This window comes from Jiella flava, assembly GCF_017349315.1.
Classification (GTDB): Bacteria; Pseudomonadota; Alphaproteobacteria; order Rhizobiales; family Rhizobiaceae; genus Jiella; species Jiella flava.
Genome location: NZ_JAFMPP010000013.1, coordinates 101,177 through 118,372 on the forward strand (window position 1 = coordinate 101,177; position 17,196 = coordinate 118,372).

Consider the following 17,196-nt stretch of genomic DNA (forward strand, 5'->3'; position numbering starts at 1 on the left):
CGATCCGTCGGCCAACGACGGCCCCTCGCTTGTTAAAGGCTTGAGACGATGAAACCTGTTCCCAAAGACGGCGTCCTCGACATCGCGGTCTACGTCCCCGGCAAGAGCCGGGCGCCGGAGGGAATCAAGCTCCACAAACTCTCCTCCAACGAGACGCCGCTCGGTCCCTCGCCGAAGGCGATCGAGGCCGCCCGCGCGGCGGTGGCGGATCTAGCGCATTATCCGGACGGCCAGGCGAGCGAGCTCAAGACCGCGATCGCCGAGGTTTACGGGCTCAACACCAGGAATATTCTGTGCGGCAACGGCTCGGACGAGCTGCTCGGCCTGCTCTGCCAATGCTATCTCGCGCCCGGCGACGAGGCGATCCACACCGAGCACGGCTTTCTCGTCTACGAGATCCAGATCCAGGCCGCCGGCGCGACGCCGGTGGTGGCGCCCGAGCGCGAGCGCACCGCCGATGTCGACGCGATCCTCGCCAAAGTCAGCGACAAGACCAAGCTGGTCTTCCTCGCCAATCCGAACAATCCGACCGGCACCTACCTGCCGTTCGACGAGATCCGCCGGCTGCATGCCGGGCTGCCGTCCCATGTCATCCTCGTCCTCGACGCCGCCTATGCCGAGTATGTGCGCCGCAACGACTACGGCGCCGGGATCGAACTCGTCTCTTCGGCGGACAATGTGGTGATGACGCGGACCTTTTCGAAAATCTACGGCCTCGCCGGGCTGCGGGTCGGCTGGATGTACGGCCCCGAGGCGATCGTCGAGACGCTCGACCGAGTGCGCGGGCCGTTCAACCTGAATGCGGCGGCGATCGCGGCCGGCACGGCGGCGATCCGCGACCGCGCCTTCATCGAGGAGGCCGCGCGGTTCAACGCCGAATGGCTGGAATGGACGACGCGCGCGGTCGAAGCCCTCGGCCTGAGCGTCACCCCGAGCGTCGGCAATTTCATCCTCATCCACTTCCCCGAGACGCCGGGTCAGAGCGCGGCCGACGCGGACGCCTTCCTCACCGCCAGAGGCTTCATCCTGCGGCGGGTCACCGGCTACGGCTTTCCCAATGCGCTGCGCATGTCGATCGGCAGCGAAGAGGCCAATCGCGGATTGGTCGGCGCCCTCGCCGAATTTGTGAAGAGCCCGTCGTCATGAGCGAGCCATTGTTTGACCGTGTGGCGCTGATCGGCATCGGCCTGATCGGCTCCTCGATCGCCCTCAACGTCAAGGCCCATGGCCTCGCCCGCCACGTCGCGATCACCACCCGGCGCGCCGAAACGCTGGCCACGGCCGAGCGGCTCGGCCTCGGCGACAGCTACCACCTCGAAGTCACCGATGCGGTGCGCGAGGCCGATCTCGTCATCCTCTGCGTCCCGGTCGGGATCTGCGGCGCGATCACCCGTGAGATCGCCCCCTATCTCAAAGCCGGCGCGATCATCTCCGACGTCGGCTCGGTGAAGGGTGCGGTGATCGAGCAGATGCGGCCGCATCTGCCGGAAACGGTCGCTTTCGTTCCGGCCCATCCGCTCGCCGGCACCGAGCAATCCGGCCCGCAGGCCGGCTTCGTCGCGCTGTTCCAGAAGCGCTGGTGCATCCTCACCCCGCTGGAGGAGACCGATCCCCCCGCCGTCGAGCGGCTGAAAGTCTTTTGGGAAGCCTGCGGCTCGGCGGTCGAGATCATGACCGCCGAGCACCACGATCTGGTGCTGGCGATCGTCTCCCACGTGCCGCATCTCATCGCCTACAACATCGTCGGCACCGCCGCCGACCTGGAGACGGTGACCCAGTCCGAAGTGGTGAAATTTTCTGCCTCCGGCTTTCGCGATTTTACGCGCATCGCCGCCTCGGACCCAACCATGTGGCGCGACGTGTTTTTGACCAATCGCGATGCCGTGCTGGAAATGCTCGCCCGCTTCTCGGAGGATCTCGCGTCGCTGCAGCGGGCGATCCGCTGGGGCGACGGCGACACGCTGTTCGATCTCTTCACCCGCACCCGGGCAATCCGGCGCAATGTCATCGAGGCCGGCCAGGATACGGCCAAGCCGAATTTCGGGCGCGAGGCCGGTAACGGGTCGAGCGACGAGAGCAGCGCCTGACGCACGGCTCACGACGGCTGCCCGCAGCCCTCAGGCGGCCTTTTCCGCCGCCTCGAGCCGCACGGCGGCAAAGGCGTCGCGGATCAGATCCGGCGTCGCGCCCGGCCGGGTCGCGCCCTCCGACAGCGTCTGGCGCCAGCGCCGCGCGCCCGGCAGGCCGGAGAACAAGCCGGTCATGTGCCGGGTGACATGGTTGAGCTTGCCGCCGCCGGCGACATGCCGGGCGGCATAACCGACCATTGCCTCGATCAGCGCGGCATAGTCGAAGGCCGCTTGCGCCTCGCCGCCGTCGCCGGAAAACGCCGCGTCGACGCCGATCAGGACGTCGGGCGTCTGGTAGGCGGCACGCCCCAGCATCACGCCATCGACCGCAGGCATCTCGGCACGGGCCGCCTCGAGCGTCTTCAGGCCGCCATTCAGCCCGACGAACATTGTGCCAAGCCGCGCTTTCAGACGATGGACGCGAGCATAGTCGAGCGGCGGGATCTCGCGGTTTTCCCGCGGGCTCAGCCCTTGCAGCCAGGCTTTGCGCGCATGCACCCAGATGCCGGCGACACCTGCCGCAACCGCCCCGTCGGCCAGCGCATCGAGCGCCGTCTCGGTGTCCTGCTCGTTGACGCCGAGCCGGCATTTCACCGTCACCGGCACCGGCACCGGCACCGAGCCCGCCGCCTCGACCATCGCTGTCAGACAAGCGCTCACCAGTGCCGGATCGCGCATCAGACAGGCACCAAAGGTTCCCGACTGCACCCGGTCCGATGGGCAGCCGACATTGAGATTGATCTCGTCATAGCCGAAGTCGAGCGCCATGCGCGTCGCCCGAAACAGTTTTTCCGGATCCGACCCGCCGAGCTGCAAGGCGACCGGATGCTCCGCCGTATCGAAGCCGAGCAGCCGCTCGACATCGCCATGCAGCACCGCCTCGTCGACGATCATCTCGGTATAAAGCTTCGCCCGCCGGCTGAGCTGGCGATGAAAGAACCGGCAGTGCCGATCGGTCCAGTCGATCATAGGTGCGACGGCGAAGCGCGAGGAAACGGCGTAATCCGATCCGCGCGAAGCTGGCTCGGCGCTATTGATACGCCGGCTAATATCCATCTCTTCGCCGCAGTCCGACATACGCATTCTCACGATCCTCGTCTTGTTTCTTCGCACGCTCCGCTCGCCCTGTGTCGGTCCGTACCGTGCGCTTTGACGAAACGTTCGAACGCTTTCACCATCGCATCCACGCGCCGCTTCGCAATGACCGCGAGCGCGCGATGCCTTTGGAAAACGAAGCGAATTGGTAGGCCCGGAGGGACTCGAACCCCCAACCAAGCGGTTATGAGCCGCCGGCTCTAACCATTGAGCTACGGGCCCACCGTCGTCGGTCGTAACCGCTGCGCCCTCGGGGCGCCAGCGGGATCGACCTGAGACGTGACGACGCAAAACCGATAGCGGGTCTTGGCTGAAAGCGCCAGTGGAAACCGGGCGATGCCATTGATGGCGATGGCCGGCGCGCGCAGCCCCGCCAGCGTGAAAGATGTGAAATCCCGCGCCGCGCGTCCAGTCTGCCGCGCGACGCTTGTGCGCCCATGTCTGAGAGTCTTCGACGTCTTTGCCCGTCGCGACCGCTTCGACCGGTCGATGGTCGGACGTGCAGCCGAGACGATCCGGACTGCGAGGATGATCGAGGGCGTTGTCGCAATGCGGCCATGCCGTTGGCGCATTCCGTCAATCGCGCGATGTTCTGGTTGCGATCGCGATCGCCCGCGCGGCTCTGTCGATCGCCGACGGTGTCCGGGGCATCGCTCGCCCCCATCTCCTTGTCGCCTTGGTGTTTTGCGAAGCGGTTCGAGGAAGCCGCATCCGTCCTCGCAAACCGTGCCTCGCAAGACGTGGCGGTTCGACCGCGTCGTCCCGCACGAGTTCGGGCGCAGCGAACCGATCGAACGATCACAGAGCCATCACTCCAGCATCGGCCCGAACATCGGAATCGATTTTCGGCAGAGCACGATGCGTCGATTCAAAGGTTGCCCTAGGCGAAGCGCCTGCGGACGATCTCCTCCAACACATCGGGATCGACCCGGTCGCAGGCCATCAGCAACCGCGCGATCGGTTCGTCGAGAAGTTCCGCAAGGGTGGGTTCGCCGTGTAGACAATCGTCCGACAGGCCCGACGCGTGTTCCGCGGGGGCATGAATCTGCTTGAAGAACGCTTCAAAAGAAGCTGAATTATTTGGAATTTCCATCACGTCCGTCCTCGTTGATGGCATGCCATATGTGCCAGATTCGGACGTCGGGAAGATGACAGTCAAAAAGTTTATTCAAGATCTCACGCGGGCGTGACGAAAAGTCCACAAACAGCTGTGAAGGGGCGTCATGCCGCCGCAATGAATGCGTTCCGGCGCGCCGTGCGTCCGCTCGGACGCCCAAAGGGCGCGCATTCTGATTGAGTCTGAGCATCGGCCCGAAAATCGATCGCAATGTGCGGGCCGATGCTGCCAGTACGGCCACGAAAAAGGCCGCCGAGACGGTTTGTCTGGCGGCCTTTCGATCGCATCGCGCCGGCAGGCCGACGCGACAATTGCTGGAATTTTAGCGCTTGGAGAACTGGAAGGAACGGCGGGCCTTGGCCTTACCGTACTTCTTACGCTCGACCGTGCGCGAGTCGCGGGTCAGGAAGCCGCCCTTTTTGAGCACGGCGCGCAGGCCAGGCTCATAATAGGTCAGCGCCTTGGAGATGCCGTGACGAACCGCACCGGCCTGGCCGGAAAGGCCGCCGCCGGCAACGGTGGCGATGATGTCGAACTGGCCGTCGCGGTCGGTGGCGACGATCGGCTGACGCAGCACCATCTGCAGGACCGGCCGCGCGAAATACGCCGTATAGTCCTTGTCGTTGACGATGATCTTGCCGGAGCCGGGTTTCACCCAGACGCGGGCGACGGCGTCCTTGCGCTTGCCGGTGGCGTAGGCGCGGCCGAACTTGTCGAGCTTCTGGACATGGACCGGCGCTTCCGGCTGCGCGGCAACGTCGGCGTTGCCGAGTTCTTCGAGCGAAGAGAGCTGGGACATTATGCGGCCCTCGCATTCTTGGAGTTCAACGCCCGGACATCGAGCGTTTCGGGTTTCTGCGCCTCGTGCGGATGATCGGGACCGGCATAGACGCGCAGGTTCTTGAGCTGACGGCGACCGAGCGGACCGCGCGGCAGCATGCGCTCGACGGCCTTCTCGACGACTCGCTCGGGGAAGCGCCCTTCGAGGATCTCGCGCGCCTTGCGCTCCTTGATGCCGCCGGCATAGCCGGTGTGCCAGAAATAGGTCTTATTCCAGTACTTCTTGCCGGTCAGGACCACCTTGTCGGCATTGACGATGATGATGTTATCACCGTCGTCGACATGCGGCGTGAAGGTGGCTTTGTGCTTGCCTCTGAGGCGAAGCGCGACGAGGGAAGCGAGGCGGCCGACGACAAGCCCTTGGGCGTCGATCAGGATCCACTTCTTCTCCACCGTCTCGGTCTTCTGCGAGAAGGTTTTCATGGGTTGCCCCTGGATGTTGATGTGCTTTCGAGGCAAGCCGATCCGGGCCGCCATATGAAAAAGGGCGGCCACGGGGCCGCTCTTTCTGAGCTGTTCCTTAAGGCTGGAACGCGACCTTGTCAACGCGAAAAACGCCGCCATTCCGGCGCTCTGATGCCTGCTTTACAAGGGATTGCGCATGCTTGGTATCATGATACCTGGATATTCCTCGCCTCCATAGCGCCCCCGCGACCCCGCGACCCCGCCGGATCGGGTGCTGCCAGCGGAATGACCGGCTTCCTTGAACGATCGCCCTTGACCATCCGGTCCCCTCTTGAAAAAGGGCGGGCGTGACCTGTGCCATTGATCGCCGGCCCTGTCCCAGATCAGGACCGCATGGGCACCGGGAGCGACCTGTCGGCTGATCTCGTCGAGATGCAATTGCGGCATGTCGGCGTTCGTCCGCGGGAGGACGAGCGCCGCGCTCGTCGCCCGGGCCGGGCAGACGGCTCCGACGATGGACGCCCCTTTGTAACGCCGTTCGCGCGGTCCGCGCGGTGGGGTCTTGCGGCACAGTTCCAAGATCCATCGAAGATTGCCGCCTGCGAGTTTGCAGTCGAGGACCGATCCGCCGTTCGATCTCTTTCTGATCCGTCTGCCGATCGTCTCGGCTCGGCCGATTTTTCATGGGCGCGTCATTCAGATGCCCTATCGTCGCCACGCCGATGCCTGGGCAGCCATTGGCGTGGATTGACATCGTTCAGCCAAACTTGTCTGATGTCTGACAAGTTGATCCTGGATGGCCGCCTTGCCCATCGCCTCTGCCGCCCTTGCCACTCTGCCTCGCACCCATCGCACCGCCGACGCCGTCGCGGCGCTGGGCGCGTTCATCGGCGAGGCTGCGCTGCAGCCGGGCGACAAACTGCCGTCCGAGCATGAGATGATGGCAGCGCTCGGCGTTGGCCGCTCGACCGTGCGCGAGGCGGTGCGGCATCTGCAGGCGCTCGGCGTGATCGAAACCCGCAAGGGCCTTGGCTCGTTCCTGTTGACGAAGGTCAGCGGTTCGACGCGGCATGTGCCGCTGCATCTCGAAACCGGGCAGCTGCGCGACGCGCTGCTGCAGACGCTGGAGGTGCGGCGCGGTCTCGAAGCCGAGGCCAGTGCGCTCGCCGCCGAGCGCGCGAGCGCGGCCGATGTCGAGCATATGCGGGTCGCGCTCGAGGAGATGGAGCGCGTGCATCTGCAGAAGGGAACGGCGGGCCGCGAGGATCTCGCCTTCCATCTGTCGATCTACGACGCCAGCGGCAATCCGCTGTTCCGCCAGCTTCTGGAGCAGATCCGCGAAGCCTTCGAGCATTTCTTCGAAAAACCCTTCGATCGATCAGATTTCGCGGGGCGCTCGTTTCCCTTCCACCGCGAACTCTTCGACGCGATTGCCGCCGGTGACGCACAAACGGCGCGGGCAAAGACGCTCGCGATCCTCGATATCGTCGAGGAGGATATCAAGGACATGTCGCAATGACCGATCGCGCGCCCATTCTTGCCGACGCGTCGCGGATCGTCGCTCATGACGAGCCGAACCCTTACGAGGCCGTCGTTCCGCCGATCGTTCAGACGTCGCTCTTCACCTTCGCCTCCTATCGGGAGATGGAAGAGACCTATCTCGGTCAGAAGGCGCGCCCGACCTATTCGCGCGGCCTGAATCCGACAGTTCGGGTGTTCGAGGAGAAACTCGCCGCGTTGGAAGGCGCTGAAGATGCCCTCGGCTTTGCCAGTGGCATGGCGGCGATCTCCTCCACGGTTCTGACGTTCGTCAAGCCCGGCGACCGCATCGTCTGCGTCCGGCACGTTTATCCGGACGCCTACCGCCTGTTTGAAACGGTGCTGAAGCGCTTACAGGTCGAGGTCGCCTATGTCGACGGCCAGGACCTGGCGGCCGTCGCCGCGGCGCTGCCGGGTGCGATGCTGTTTTATATGGAAAGCCCGACGAGTTGGGTGATGGACGTCCATGACGTCGCCGCGTTGGCCGGGCTCGCGCGAAAGAACGGCGCGATCTCCGTGATCGACAATTCCTGGGCCTCGCCGATCTTCCAGCAGCCGCTGATGCTCGGTTGCGACCTTGTTGTGCATTCGGCGTCGAAATATCTGGGCGGCCACAGCGATGTCGTCGCCGGCGTCGTCGCCGGTTCGTCCGCGCTGATCGGCCAGATCCGCTCCTCGACGCTGCCCTATCTCGGCGGCAAGATGTCGCCCTTCGACGCTTGGCTGCTGACCCGCGGGCTACGCACCTTGCCGCTCAGGATGCAGGCGCATCAGGACGCGGCGCTGGCGATCGCTCGTCGGCTCGCTGCCCATCCGGCGGTCGAATCCGTGCAGCATCCGGCGCTCGCCGGCGCGCTGCCGCAGGGGCTGTCGGGTACTTCCGGCCTGTTCTCGTTTATCTTTCGCGATGGCATCGACGTTCCGGCCTTCATCGACGCTCTCAGCGTCTTCAGCCTTGGTGTCAGTTGGGGCGGCCATGAAAGCCTTGCCGTTCCCGGCCGGGTGGTGAGGGCGCAAAATGCCGGTCCGAATTCGGCAATCGCCTTCGGCATTCACGACAATTCCGTGCGCCTGCATGTCGGCCTGGAAGGGATCGACCTGTTGTGGCGGGACCTTGAAGCGGCGATCGCCGCCGCTTCACCCGGCAGCGCTGCGCAATGACTGACGCATGCTTGGATCTGGAAGGAAGGAAGTGATGAAGAGATTGTTGCTCGCCGCGACCGTTCTGGCGGGGCTCGCGGTGCCAGCTTATGCCGATACGGTGCTGAAGCTGACCGAGGTGATCACCAGCCCGGAGCGCACCGAGACGCTGAAGGGCCTCGTTGCCACGTTTGAAAAGGCCAATCCCGGCACCAAGGTGGAGATCACCTCGCTGCCGTGGGGCGAAGCCTTCGAGAAGTTCGCGACCATGGTCTCGGCCGGCGAGACGCCGGACGTCGTCGAGATGCCGGATACTTGGCTGGCGCTTTACGGCAAGAACGGCGCGCTGGAGAGTCTCGAGCCGTATCTGAAGACCTGGCAGGATACCAGCGACCTCAACGATCGCGCCCTGCAGTTCGGCCGGGCGGTCGACAACACCGCCTACACGCTGCCTTACGGCTTTTATCTGCGGGCGTTGTTCTATAACAAGAAGCTCTTCCAAGAGGCCGGCATTAAAGAGCCGCCGAAGACCATGGAAGACTTCCATGACGATGCGGCCAAGGTTGCCAAGCTCCCCGGCAAGTCCGGCTACTGCATGCGGGGTGGCCCGGGCGGTCTGAACGGCTGGGTGATGTTTGGCGCGACCATGGCCGGCGACAACGCCTTTTTCAAAAAGGACGGCACCTCGACCTTTGCCGATCCCGGCTGGGTGAAGGGGCTGACCTTCATGGTCGACCTCTACAAGAACGGTCTCGCGCCGAAGGACTCCGTCAATTGGGGCTTCAACGAGATCGTCGCCGGCTTTTATTCCGGCACTTGCGCGATGCTCGATCAGGATCCGGACGCGCTGATCGCCATCGACCAGCGCATGAAATCGGACGAATTCGGCGTCGCGCCGATGCCGAAGGGGCCGTCCGGCAAGGCCTTCCCGACGATCGGCTATGCCGGCTGGTCGATGTTCGCCAACAGCTCGCATAAGGATCTCGCCTGGAAACTGATCGCAACCCTGGAGGGGCCGGAGGGCAATATCGCCTGGAACAAGCGCACCGGCGCGTTGCCGGCGCTGAAGTCGGCCGAAAAGGATCCGTTCTACGCCCAGGACAAGTTCAAGGGCTGGTTCGCCGAGCTGAACGACAAGGACGTCCATCCGACGACCATGCCGACGGATCTGCCCGAATTTGCCTTCTTCAAAGACTCCCTCGTCATCAAGACGAGCCAGCAGGCGCTGCTCGGCGAAATCTCGCCGGAGGATCTTGCCAAGCAGTGGGCGGACTATCTGACCGCCGCCAAGCAGAAGCAGATGGGCCAGTAACACAAGGAGGTGCCGGGCGCCGTCCTTCAGGGCGCTCGGCCTGTCACGCATCGTTGCGGGGGGCGGCAGGACAAGGCCCCCGCAACATCCACAAGCATGCGCAGCGTTGATCGGTTGCGGGCCTTGGGCCTCAGAAGCCTGGTCAGCACGACGCGGATAATGAATCGGGGATTGCCAGGGACGCCGAAGCGTCACCACGGCTCTCCAGCCGGAACGGTGATGAGCGTAGTCAACCAACCCACTCCAAAACCGCTTCGGCAAAGCCCGACGAGGCGGCTGGCCACCGCCGTCGAGCCGTATCTTTATGGCGCGCCGGTGGTAATTCTCGTCGCCACTGTCATGCTGGTGCCGCTGGTCATCGGCATGACCTACGCCTTTCGCGACATCACCTTGCTCAACCCGTTCAGCGGCGGCTTTGTTGGTCTCGCCAATTTCCGCAAGCTCGCTCATGACGCCGATTTCTGGCTGGCGCTGAAGAATACGGTGTTTTGGACCGCCGCCTCGGTCTTTTTCCAGTTCGTCCTCGGCCTGATCCTGGCGCTGCTTTTGAACCGCCCTTTTGCCGGCCGCGGGATCGCCCAGGCTCTGGTGTTTTTGCCGTGGGCGGTGCCGACGTTCCTCTCCGGTCTCGACTGGGCCTGGCTGTTCAACCCCGTGGTCGGGCCGATCCCCCATTGGCTGGTCGCCCTCGGCCTGATGAGCCAGCCGGAAAACATCCTCTCCGATCCGAACCTGGCCATGTGGGGGCCGATCGTCGCCAATGTCTGGTGGGGCATTCCGTTCTTCGCGATCACCATGCTAGCCGCGCTGCAGTCGATCCCGCGCGACATCTATGAGGCCGCGTCGATCGACGGGGCCGGGGCGTTCGAGCGGTTCCGGGCGATCACCGTGCCGTTTCTCGCACCGACCATCGCCATCGCGATTCTCCTGCGCACCGTTTGGATCGCCAACTTCGCCGATCTGATCGTGGTCATGACCAATGGCGGCCCGGCCGACCGCACCCAGATCGTCGCGAGCTACATCTTCACCACCGCCTTCCGTCGGCTCGACTTCGGCTATGCCTCGGCGATCGCCATGGTGCTCCTCGGCCTTCTGATGATCTATTCCCTGCTGATCGTGATCCTTCGGCAGACACTGCTGGCGAGGTTCTGATCATGGCGATGTCCCGCAAGCGCATCCTCGGCACGCTCGCCCATCGGGCGGCTGTTTTGCTGTACATCGTCGTCGCATTGTTCCCGCTTTACTGGCTGCTGAAGGTCTCCGTCACGCCGACGCGGCTGCTTTACAGCGAAGGCGTGCGGATGTGGCCCTCAAAGACCACCTGGGCGCATTATGCCTTCGTCCTTCAGAATTCCGATTTTCCGCAGTTCTTTGAAAACAGCCTGATCGTTTCGTTGTCGACCGCCGCCGTCGTCACCCTGCTTGCTGCCGCGGCGGGCTATGCGATTTCGCGCTTTGAGTTTCGCGGCAAGATCTGGCTGATCGGCTTTCTGTTGGTCACCCAGATGTTTCCGCTGGTGATGCTGATCGCGCCGATCTTTAAGATCCTGTCGAGCATCGGCCTCACCAACAGCCTCGCCGGGCTGATCCTGGTCTACAGCGCCTTCAACGTGCCCTTCGCGGTGTTTCTGATGCAGTCCTTCTTCGACGCGATCCCACGTGATTTGGAAGAAGCCGCGATGATCGACGGGGCGAGCCGTTTCATGGCCTTTCGCCAGATCATCGTGCCCTTGACGCTGCCGGGCATGGCGGCGACCCTCGGCTTTGTCTTCACCGCCGCCTGGAGCGAATTGCTCTTTGCCCTGATGCTGATCTCCAAATCCGACATCAGCACCTTTCCGGTCGGCCTGTTGTCCTTCGTCTCGAAGTTCGGCGTCGATTTCGGGCAGATGATGGCCGCCGGCGTTCTCGCGCTCGTTCCGGCGGTTCTGTTTTTCCTTCTGATCCAGCGCTTCCTCGTGCAGGGCCTTATGGCTGGCGCGGTCAAGGGCTGAGGAGACGTCAATGGCCGAAATCGACATCCGCCACGTTCGCAAGTCGTTCCAGAACCTGGAGATTCTCAAAGCCGTCGATCTGTCCATTCGGACCGGCGAATTCATCGTGCTTGTCGGACCGTCCGGCTGCGGAAAATCGACGCTTCTTCGGATGATCGCGGGGCTGGAAGAGGTGACCGCCGGCGATATCGTCATCGACGGCAAGCGCATCAACGATCTGGCGCCACGCGATCGCAACCTCGCCATGGTGTTCCAGTCCTACGCGCTCTATCCGCATATGACCGTCGCCGGCAACATGAGTTACAGCCTGCGTCTGCGCAAGTTCGCTCAGGACAGGATCGCGGCTGCGATTGGCGAAGCCTCCCGCGTTCTCGGCCTCACCGCGCTGATGGAGCGCCGGCCGCGGGCGCTTTCGGGCGGCCAGCGCCAGCGCGTGGCGATGGGCCGGGCGATCGTCCGTGAGCCTCAGGCCTTTCTCTGGGACGAGCCCCTGTCCAATCTCGACGCCCGGCTGCGTGAGCAGATGCGCGCCGAGATCAAGAAGCTGCACCGGCGCCTCGGCACGACCTCGATCTATGTCACCCACGATCAGATCGAGGCGATGACGCTGGCCGACCGGATCGTCGCCATGGACGCCGGGACGATCCAGCAGATCGGCACTCCCGCCGACCTCTACGACCGGCCGGCCAATCTCTTCGTCGCCGGCTTCATCGGCTCGCCGGCGATGAATTTCCTTCACGCCCGCATGGCCTCGGAGACGCCCACGCGCTCCGCTCTGATCTTGGCGGACGGCCCCCGCATGACGGTGCCCGAAACGCTGGGTCTTCAAGCGGGCCAGGCCGTGATCGTCGGCATCCGGCCCGAACACATCGTGGTCGGCGACGCGGCGCCTCGCCAGACCGGCGTTGCCGGCAAGACGGGCACGGGCGCCGGCGAAGCGATCGTCGATCTGGTTGAGCCGACCGGCATGGGGGCGATCGTTCACTTCCGCCTCGACACGGTGGTTCATAAGGCCTACCACCTCGGCCGGGCCGACTGGAAGGCCGGTGACCACATCACCGTCCACTTCCCGACCGAGCGGCTGCACTTCTTCGGCGCCACCGACGGGCGTCGCCTGAACTGATGCCCGAACTGACGCCTGAACTGACGTCGACGCCATCCTTTGAACTGGTGCGCTTTGCACCCTCGCCGCCCGACGTCGCACCAGGGATGCGCCGTCTTCGGCTCCATCGGCTTGGCGCAGAAGAACGTCAGTCGGACAGAACATCCGCCGACACGCGAAGCTCGCGCATCGGGCGCACGCGCGCCGTGGTCTCCGCATAGGTCGGATGCGCCTTGAACGCCTTCAGCGCGTCGAGATCAGCGAATTCGCCATAAACGACGATATCGACTTCGTTCGACATCGGGTCGACCTGCAGATTTTCCAAAACCTCGAACCGAATCGAATGCGGAATGCTCGCCAAGACGGCGAGGCGCGAGCAGATTTCCGCGACCTCGCTTTTGTCCTTGGCACTGAAAAAAACGATATGTCTGATCATGACATCCTACGCTGCGAACACACCCTACCAGGGTCCAGATCCCAATATCATCATGTCGGCGGTTTGCCGAGGCCGCAAGCAACCGCCGTCGCCGCGAAGCGGCTGACATTGCGGTTAAGCTCCGCTACCGTCCGCTCATGTTTTTGACCTTTTTCCTCAAGCTGAAAGCCGTCGGCGTCCCGGTGACGATCCGCGAGCATCTGCAGCTGCTCGAGGCCACGCAGGCCGATCTCGTCACCTATGACGTCGAGGCCTTCTATTATCTCGCGCGGGCGACCTTGGTAAAGGACGAGCGCTTCGTCGACCGCTTCGACCGGGTGTTCGCCGATGCATTCAAGGGCGTCGAGGCGGTGTCGGGCGTCGGCGACGAGGCGGTCGCCGCGCGCGAGCTTCCCGAGGAATGGCTGCGGCGCCTCGCCGAAAAGCACCTCACCGAGGACGAGAAGACGCTGGTCGCAAGTCTTGGCGGCTTCGACAAGCTGATGGAGACACTGAAGCAGCGGCTAGCGGAGCAGACGAAACGCCATCAAGGCGGATCGAAATGGATCGGCACCGGCGGCACCTCGCCCTTCGGCGCCGATGGCTATAATCCGGAAGGCGTGCGCATCGGCCAAAATGAAAGCCGTCACCGGCGCGCGGTTAAAGTCTGGGACAAGCGCGAATTTCGCGATTTCGACGACGACCTGGAACTCGGCACCCGCAATATCCGCATCGCCATGAAACGGCTGCGCCGCTGGGTCCGCGAGGGGGCCGACAACGAATTTGCCCTCGGCGACACGATCGATGCGACCGCCCGAAAGGGCTATCTCGACATCAAGACCCGGCCGGAGCGACACAATGCGGTGAAGCTCCTGCTGTTTCTCGATGTCGGCGGCTCGATGGACGACCACGTCCGCGAAGTCGAACAGCTGTTTTCGGCCGCACGGGCCGAATTCAAGCATCTCGACTTCTACTACTTCCACAACTGTCCCTATGAGCGGCTTTGGAAGGACAATCGCCGCCGCCACACCGAAACCCTTCCGACCGACAAGGTGATCAACACCTACGGGCCGGACTATAAGGCGCTCTTCGTCGGCGACGCGTCGATGAGCCCCTACGAGATCACCATGCCCGGCGGCTCGGTCGAACATTGGAACGCCGAGCCCGGCCGGGTGTGGCTCGACCGCCTCACCGGCAAATGGGCCAAGGCCGCATGGCTGAACCCCGCCAATCAGCGCTATTGGGGCTATAATCAATCGGTGGCGATGATCCAAGAGGCGATGGAAGGCCGCATGTTCCCGCTGACGCTTAGCGGCATCGAAGCGGCGATGCGGGAGCTTGCCCGCTAAAGGCCGGGACGCAAAGCGTCGCACCCCTCGCCGCCGACAATGGCGGGCGGAGACGGCTAAGATTACATTTTATAATCATTCTCAGATTGATAACCTGGCGTTGTGCGCGAGATTGTCTCGAAACCCGATCAAACGGCGCCGCGCACCAAATCGGCTTCATCCGTTCGATCGTCATCGCCACTTTTTCAACGAGGCTCCGCCGCCATGGCCGTTTCCGCTCCCCGCTCCAAGGGCTGGTCGACGCTCAGCGTCGCGCTCCACTGGACGATCGTGCTCTTCATCCTCGTCCAGTTCATCGACCACGACTGGATGGAGGGGATGTGGCGCGCCGCCCGGCACGGTACGCCCGTCGATGGCTCGACCCAGACCGGAGGCTGGCTGCACATCATCGTCGGCACGCTGGTGCTGATCGCCGCGATCGTGCGGCTGTGGGATCGCTTCACCCATGGCCGCCCACCCTATCCCGAGAACGAGCCAAGGTGGGCCTCGCTGCTCGCCAAGATCACCCACGTGCTCATCTATGCGATCCTGATCCTGATGCCGATCACCGGCCTGATCGCCTGGTTCCTCGGCGTGCATGAGTTCGGCGACATCCACGGCCTGATGTGGACGCCACTCCTGATCCTGATCGTGCTTCACGTCGTCGGCGCCTTCGCCCAGCATTTCTGGTTCAAGACCGGCGTCTTGAAGCGGATCTTGGTGCCCGGAACGGTCTGAGGCCCGGGAACGCCCGTCGTTCGCCCGCCTCTTCAAACTCCGAGGGCGCGGGCGCCGGCGACCATCCCGGTGCCGAGAATGACGACAACGATCAGCGGCAGGCGCAGCGACAAGACCAGGCAGACGACGATCGCCACCCGTTCGGCCCAGTCACCGGAGACCACAACCGGCGCGATGATCGCCGTCATCACCGCCGCCGGCACCGCATCGAGGGCCGCGGCTGCACGCGGCGGCAAGGTGCCGAAGACGGCGATCAGAACGTAGCCGCCAAAGCGCGTCAGATAGGTCAGCGCACCGGCCGCGAGAATGACGAACCAGATCGAGCCCGATGACCATGACGCGCCCGTCGACAGCAGGGTTTCGGAGCTCACGCGCCCTCTCCCGGCTTTGGCTCGGTTTCAAATGCCGTAAGATCCGGTTGCCGCTGCGGACCGATCACCGCGGCAACCGCGATGCCGGCCAAACCGCCGAGGCTGACATGCCAGGGCGGTCCGAACAGTTTGTAGGCCAACACGGAGACCACCAGGCTGGTGCCGGCGACCGGGTAGAAGAGGTGCCGTTTGCGAAACGTCATCACCAAGCCGAGGAAATAAACCGGCAACACAAAATCGAGCCCAAGGGCCGCCGGATCGGAGATCAATCCGCCGAAGGTCGCGCCGATCAGTGTCGACACCAACCAGCTCGCATACAGCACCAGGCCATAGCTGAAGTAATAAGTCGGCGTCAGCTGCGTGCGGGCAGCGCGAACTTCCGACACTCCGAAGAGCGGATCGACCAAGAGGAAGAAACCGAGCGCTTTTTGCCGGCCACTGAAGGCCCCGAGATGGCGGCTGATCGACGCCGAATAGAGGACATGGCGAAAATTCAGCGCCAGCACGGTCAAGAGCACCGACCAGATCGGCGCGCCGAGCCCCATCAGCTGTAGCGCTGCAAGCTGCGAGGCGCCGGCATAGATGACCCCGGAAAAGCCGAGCGTCTGCCAGATGCTGAGGCCCTCCTGAGCGGCGACGGCGCCATAGACGATGCCGAAGGGCATCACCGCCGGGAGCACCGCCATCAGCTCACGAAGCGCATCGTAGCGCTCGCTGGCGGCCGACGGTGGCATGGACTGGGAAGAGCCGTCAGTGAAGGTCACGAAGCCTCGTCGAAACCAAGCGGAGAAGGGATTTCACGCGCCGGGCGGACCGTGCAAGACGCACCCCAGCTTATCACGGCGCCTCTGCGCGAAAGACCCGAAAACTGGAGCCGGGCGATGCGTCGCGGCGCCGCCGGCGCAGGCTACTGCGCCGCCGCCGCGTCCAGCACCTCGCGGGGAAATTCCGCCAGTGTAATCGTCCAGCGATCGAAGATGTCGCTCAGCCGCGCTTGCGTCAGGCCGATCGACGAGACGTTCAACTCCACCACCGGAAAACCGTCTTCGGTCAGATAAGCCTTGTTGAAGGGTCGCATGCCGTTGAAGCGATTGACCAGCTCCAGCGGGACATCGGGTTCGTTCCAGATCGAATAGAAATCGAGGACGCCGCAGTCGCGGTGGTCTTTGCACTCCAGAAAAAACAGCTGGTAGGCTGTGCCATTGATCGTGCCGGTGATTACCGGGTCCCCGCTTTCGGTCTTGGTCAGTTCGGCGTCGCCGTAGCCCTTGGCGATGTTAAGAACGGTACCGAGATCATTCTGGCCGATCGGCTGCTGGGCGGTCGCTTCCGTCGCCGCGGCGATGGTCGCGGGCAGGCTGACGACGATCAGCGAAGAGGCAAGAGCTGCGCGCAGAAGACGCGCCGAACGGTCAAGCATATGACGAAAATCCGCATCGTGAAATGTGCTGGGAACGCTGCGACCCGGCTGCCGTCTTTGCAAGGGGCCGAAGGAGTCAGCGCAAGCTTTCAGCGGCGCCGTGGCCGATTTGCACCGCAGCATGGTGACGCGCCAACATGTTCATTCTTTTGACGAATCGACAATGGCGAACCGTCGCGATCCTGGTCAAAAACGTCATCCGATTGCCGTGGCCAAAGCGACGGGCATCAAGCGCATCGGCCGAATCGGCG

At 63.8% G+C, this 17,196-nt stretch carries 18 protein-coding genes and 1 tRNA gene; 10 read left to right on the plus strand and 9 right to left on the minus strand.

The features are described 5' to 3' along the window. Positions 1–48 precede the first annotated feature (48 nt). The gene (hisC, locus tag J1C48_RS14620; protein WP_207258738.1) at positions 49–1,146 is read left to right on the plus strand and encodes a histidinol-phosphate transaminase; all 1,098 of its coding nucleotides are present in this window, start codon (positions 49–51) and stop codon (positions 1,144–1,146) included. Beyond that, entirely contained in the window at positions 1,143–2,087 is a 945-nt protein-coding gene (locus tag J1C48_RS14625) for a prephenate/arogenate dehydrogenase family protein (protein WP_207258739.1), read from the plus strand. Before hisC ends, J1C48_RS14625 begins: the two co-directional genes overlap by 4 nt. 30 nt (positions 2,088–2,117) lie before the next feature. Here the strand turns inward: J1C48_RS14625 and dusA are convergent, their stop codons facing one another. The 5 genes from dusA to rplM all read right to left on the minus strand — a co-directional run bounded on the left by dusA (position 2,118) and on the right by rplM (position 5,604). Continuing rightward, a complete protein-coding gene (gene dusA / locus J1C48_RS14630) occupies positions 2,118–3,212 on the minus strand; it encodes a tRNA dihydrouridine(20/20a) synthase DusA (RefSeq protein WP_207258740.1) in 1,095 nt (364 codons plus the stop codon). A 158-nt stretch (positions 3,213–3,370) separates the two neighbouring features. Continuing rightward, positions 3,371–3,446, minus strand: a tRNA-Ile gene (locus tag J1C48_RS14635). 658 nt (positions 3,447–4,104) lie between these two features. Beyond that, positions 4,105–4,320 carry a hypothetical protein gene (locus J1C48_RS14640; RefSeq protein WP_207258741.1) on the minus strand — a complete coding sequence of 72 codons (216 nt, stop codon included), beginning with the start codon at positions 4,318–4,320 and terminating at the stop codon, positions 4,105–4,107. Positions 4,321–4,663: 343 nt separating this feature from the next. Continuing rightward, positions 4,664–5,140, minus strand: a complete 477-nt coding sequence (rpsI, locus tag J1C48_RS14645; protein WP_207258742.1) for a 30S ribosomal protein S9 — start codon at positions 5,138–5,140, stop codon at positions 4,664–4,666. Next, on the minus strand, positions 5,140–5,604 hold the full coding sequence (gene rplM / locus J1C48_RS14650; RefSeq protein ID WP_207258743.1) for a 50S ribosomal protein L13: 465 nt from the start codon (positions 5,602–5,604) through the stop codon (positions 5,140–5,142). The genes rpsI and rplM overlap by 1 nt, the downstream gene beginning before the upstream one ends. 787 nt (positions 5,605–6,391) lie before the next feature. Here rplM and J1C48_RS14655 point away from each other — a divergent pair. The 6 genes from J1C48_RS14655 to J1C48_RS14680 all read left to right on the plus strand — a co-directional run bounded on the left by J1C48_RS14655 (position 6,392) and on the right by J1C48_RS14680 (position 12,694). After that, complete coding sequence (locus J1C48_RS14655; protein WP_425523510.1) at positions 6,392–7,105, plus strand: FadR/GntR family transcriptional regulator; 714 nt, start codon at positions 6,392–6,394, stop codon at positions 7,103–7,105. Continuing rightward, positions 7,102–8,286, plus strand: a complete 1,185-nt coding sequence (locus J1C48_RS14660; RefSeq protein WP_207258745.1) for a PLP-dependent transferase — start codon at positions 7,102–7,104, stop codon at positions 8,284–8,286. The genes J1C48_RS14655 and J1C48_RS14660 overlap by 4 nt, the downstream gene beginning before the upstream one ends. A 34-nt stretch (positions 8,287–8,320) precedes the next feature. After that, entirely contained in the window at positions 8,321–9,577 is a 1,257-nt protein-coding gene (locus J1C48_RS14665) for an ABC transporter substrate-binding protein (RefSeq protein WP_207258746.1), read from the plus strand. A 219-nt stretch (positions 9,578–9,796) separates the two neighbouring features. Next, entirely contained in the window at positions 9,797–10,729 is a 933-nt protein-coding gene (locus tag J1C48_RS14670) for a carbohydrate ABC transporter permease (protein ID WP_207258747.1), read from the plus strand. An 8-nt stretch (positions 10,730–10,737) separates the two neighbouring features. Continuing rightward, on the plus strand, positions 10,738–11,571 hold the full coding sequence (locus J1C48_RS14675) for a carbohydrate ABC transporter permease (protein ID WP_207258767.1): 834 nt from the start codon (positions 10,738–10,740) through the stop codon (positions 11,569–11,571). 10 nt (positions 11,572–11,581) lie between these two features. Further along, a complete protein-coding gene (locus tag J1C48_RS14680) occupies positions 11,582–12,694 on the plus strand; it encodes an ABC transporter ATP-binding protein (RefSeq protein ID WP_207258748.1) in 1,113 nt (370 codons plus the stop codon). 127 nt (positions 12,695–12,821) lie between these two features. On the opposite strand, the gene J1C48_RS14685 is transcribed toward J1C48_RS14680, so the two are convergent. Next, complete coding sequence (locus J1C48_RS14685; RefSeq protein ID WP_207258749.1) at positions 12,822–13,109, minus strand: Dabb family protein; 288 nt, start codon at positions 13,107–13,109, stop codon at positions 12,822–12,824. A 137-nt stretch (positions 13,110–13,246) separates the two neighbouring features. Here J1C48_RS14685 and J1C48_RS14690 point away from each other — a divergent pair, with 137 nt between their 5' ends. Then, on the plus strand, positions 13,247–14,437 hold the full coding sequence (locus J1C48_RS14690) for a vWA domain-containing protein (RefSeq protein ID WP_207258750.1): 1,191 nt from the start codon (positions 13,247–13,249) through the stop codon (positions 14,435–14,437). A 204-nt stretch (positions 14,438–14,641) separates the two neighbouring features. Further along, positions 14,642–15,154 (plus strand): cytochrome b, encoded by a 513-nt coding sequence (locus J1C48_RS14695; protein WP_207258751.1) that lies wholly within the window; start codon positions 14,642–14,644, stop codon positions 15,152–15,154. Positions 15,155–15,186: 32 nt separating this feature from the next. Here the strand turns inward: J1C48_RS14695 and J1C48_RS14700 are convergent, their stop codons facing one another. The 3 genes from J1C48_RS14700 to J1C48_RS14710 form a co-directional block, all read right to left on the minus strand. Next, positions 15,187–15,525: an AzlD family protein gene (locus tag J1C48_RS14700; protein ID WP_231081807.1), complete on the minus strand. Its 339-nt coding sequence runs from the start codon at positions 15,523–15,525 to the stop codon at positions 15,187–15,189. After that, positions 15,522–16,289 (minus strand): AzlC family ABC transporter permease, encoded by a 768-nt coding sequence (locus J1C48_RS14705; protein ID WP_231081808.1) that lies wholly within the window; start codon positions 16,287–16,289, stop codon positions 15,522–15,524. The genes J1C48_RS14700 and J1C48_RS14705 overlap by 4 nt, the downstream gene beginning before the upstream one ends. Positions 16,290–16,432: 143 nt before the next feature. Continuing rightward, a complete protein-coding gene (locus tag J1C48_RS14710; protein ID WP_207258752.1) occupies positions 16,433–16,945 on the minus strand; it encodes a YbjN domain-containing protein in 513 nt (170 codons plus the stop codon). Positions 16,946–17,196: the final 251 nt, after the last annotated feature.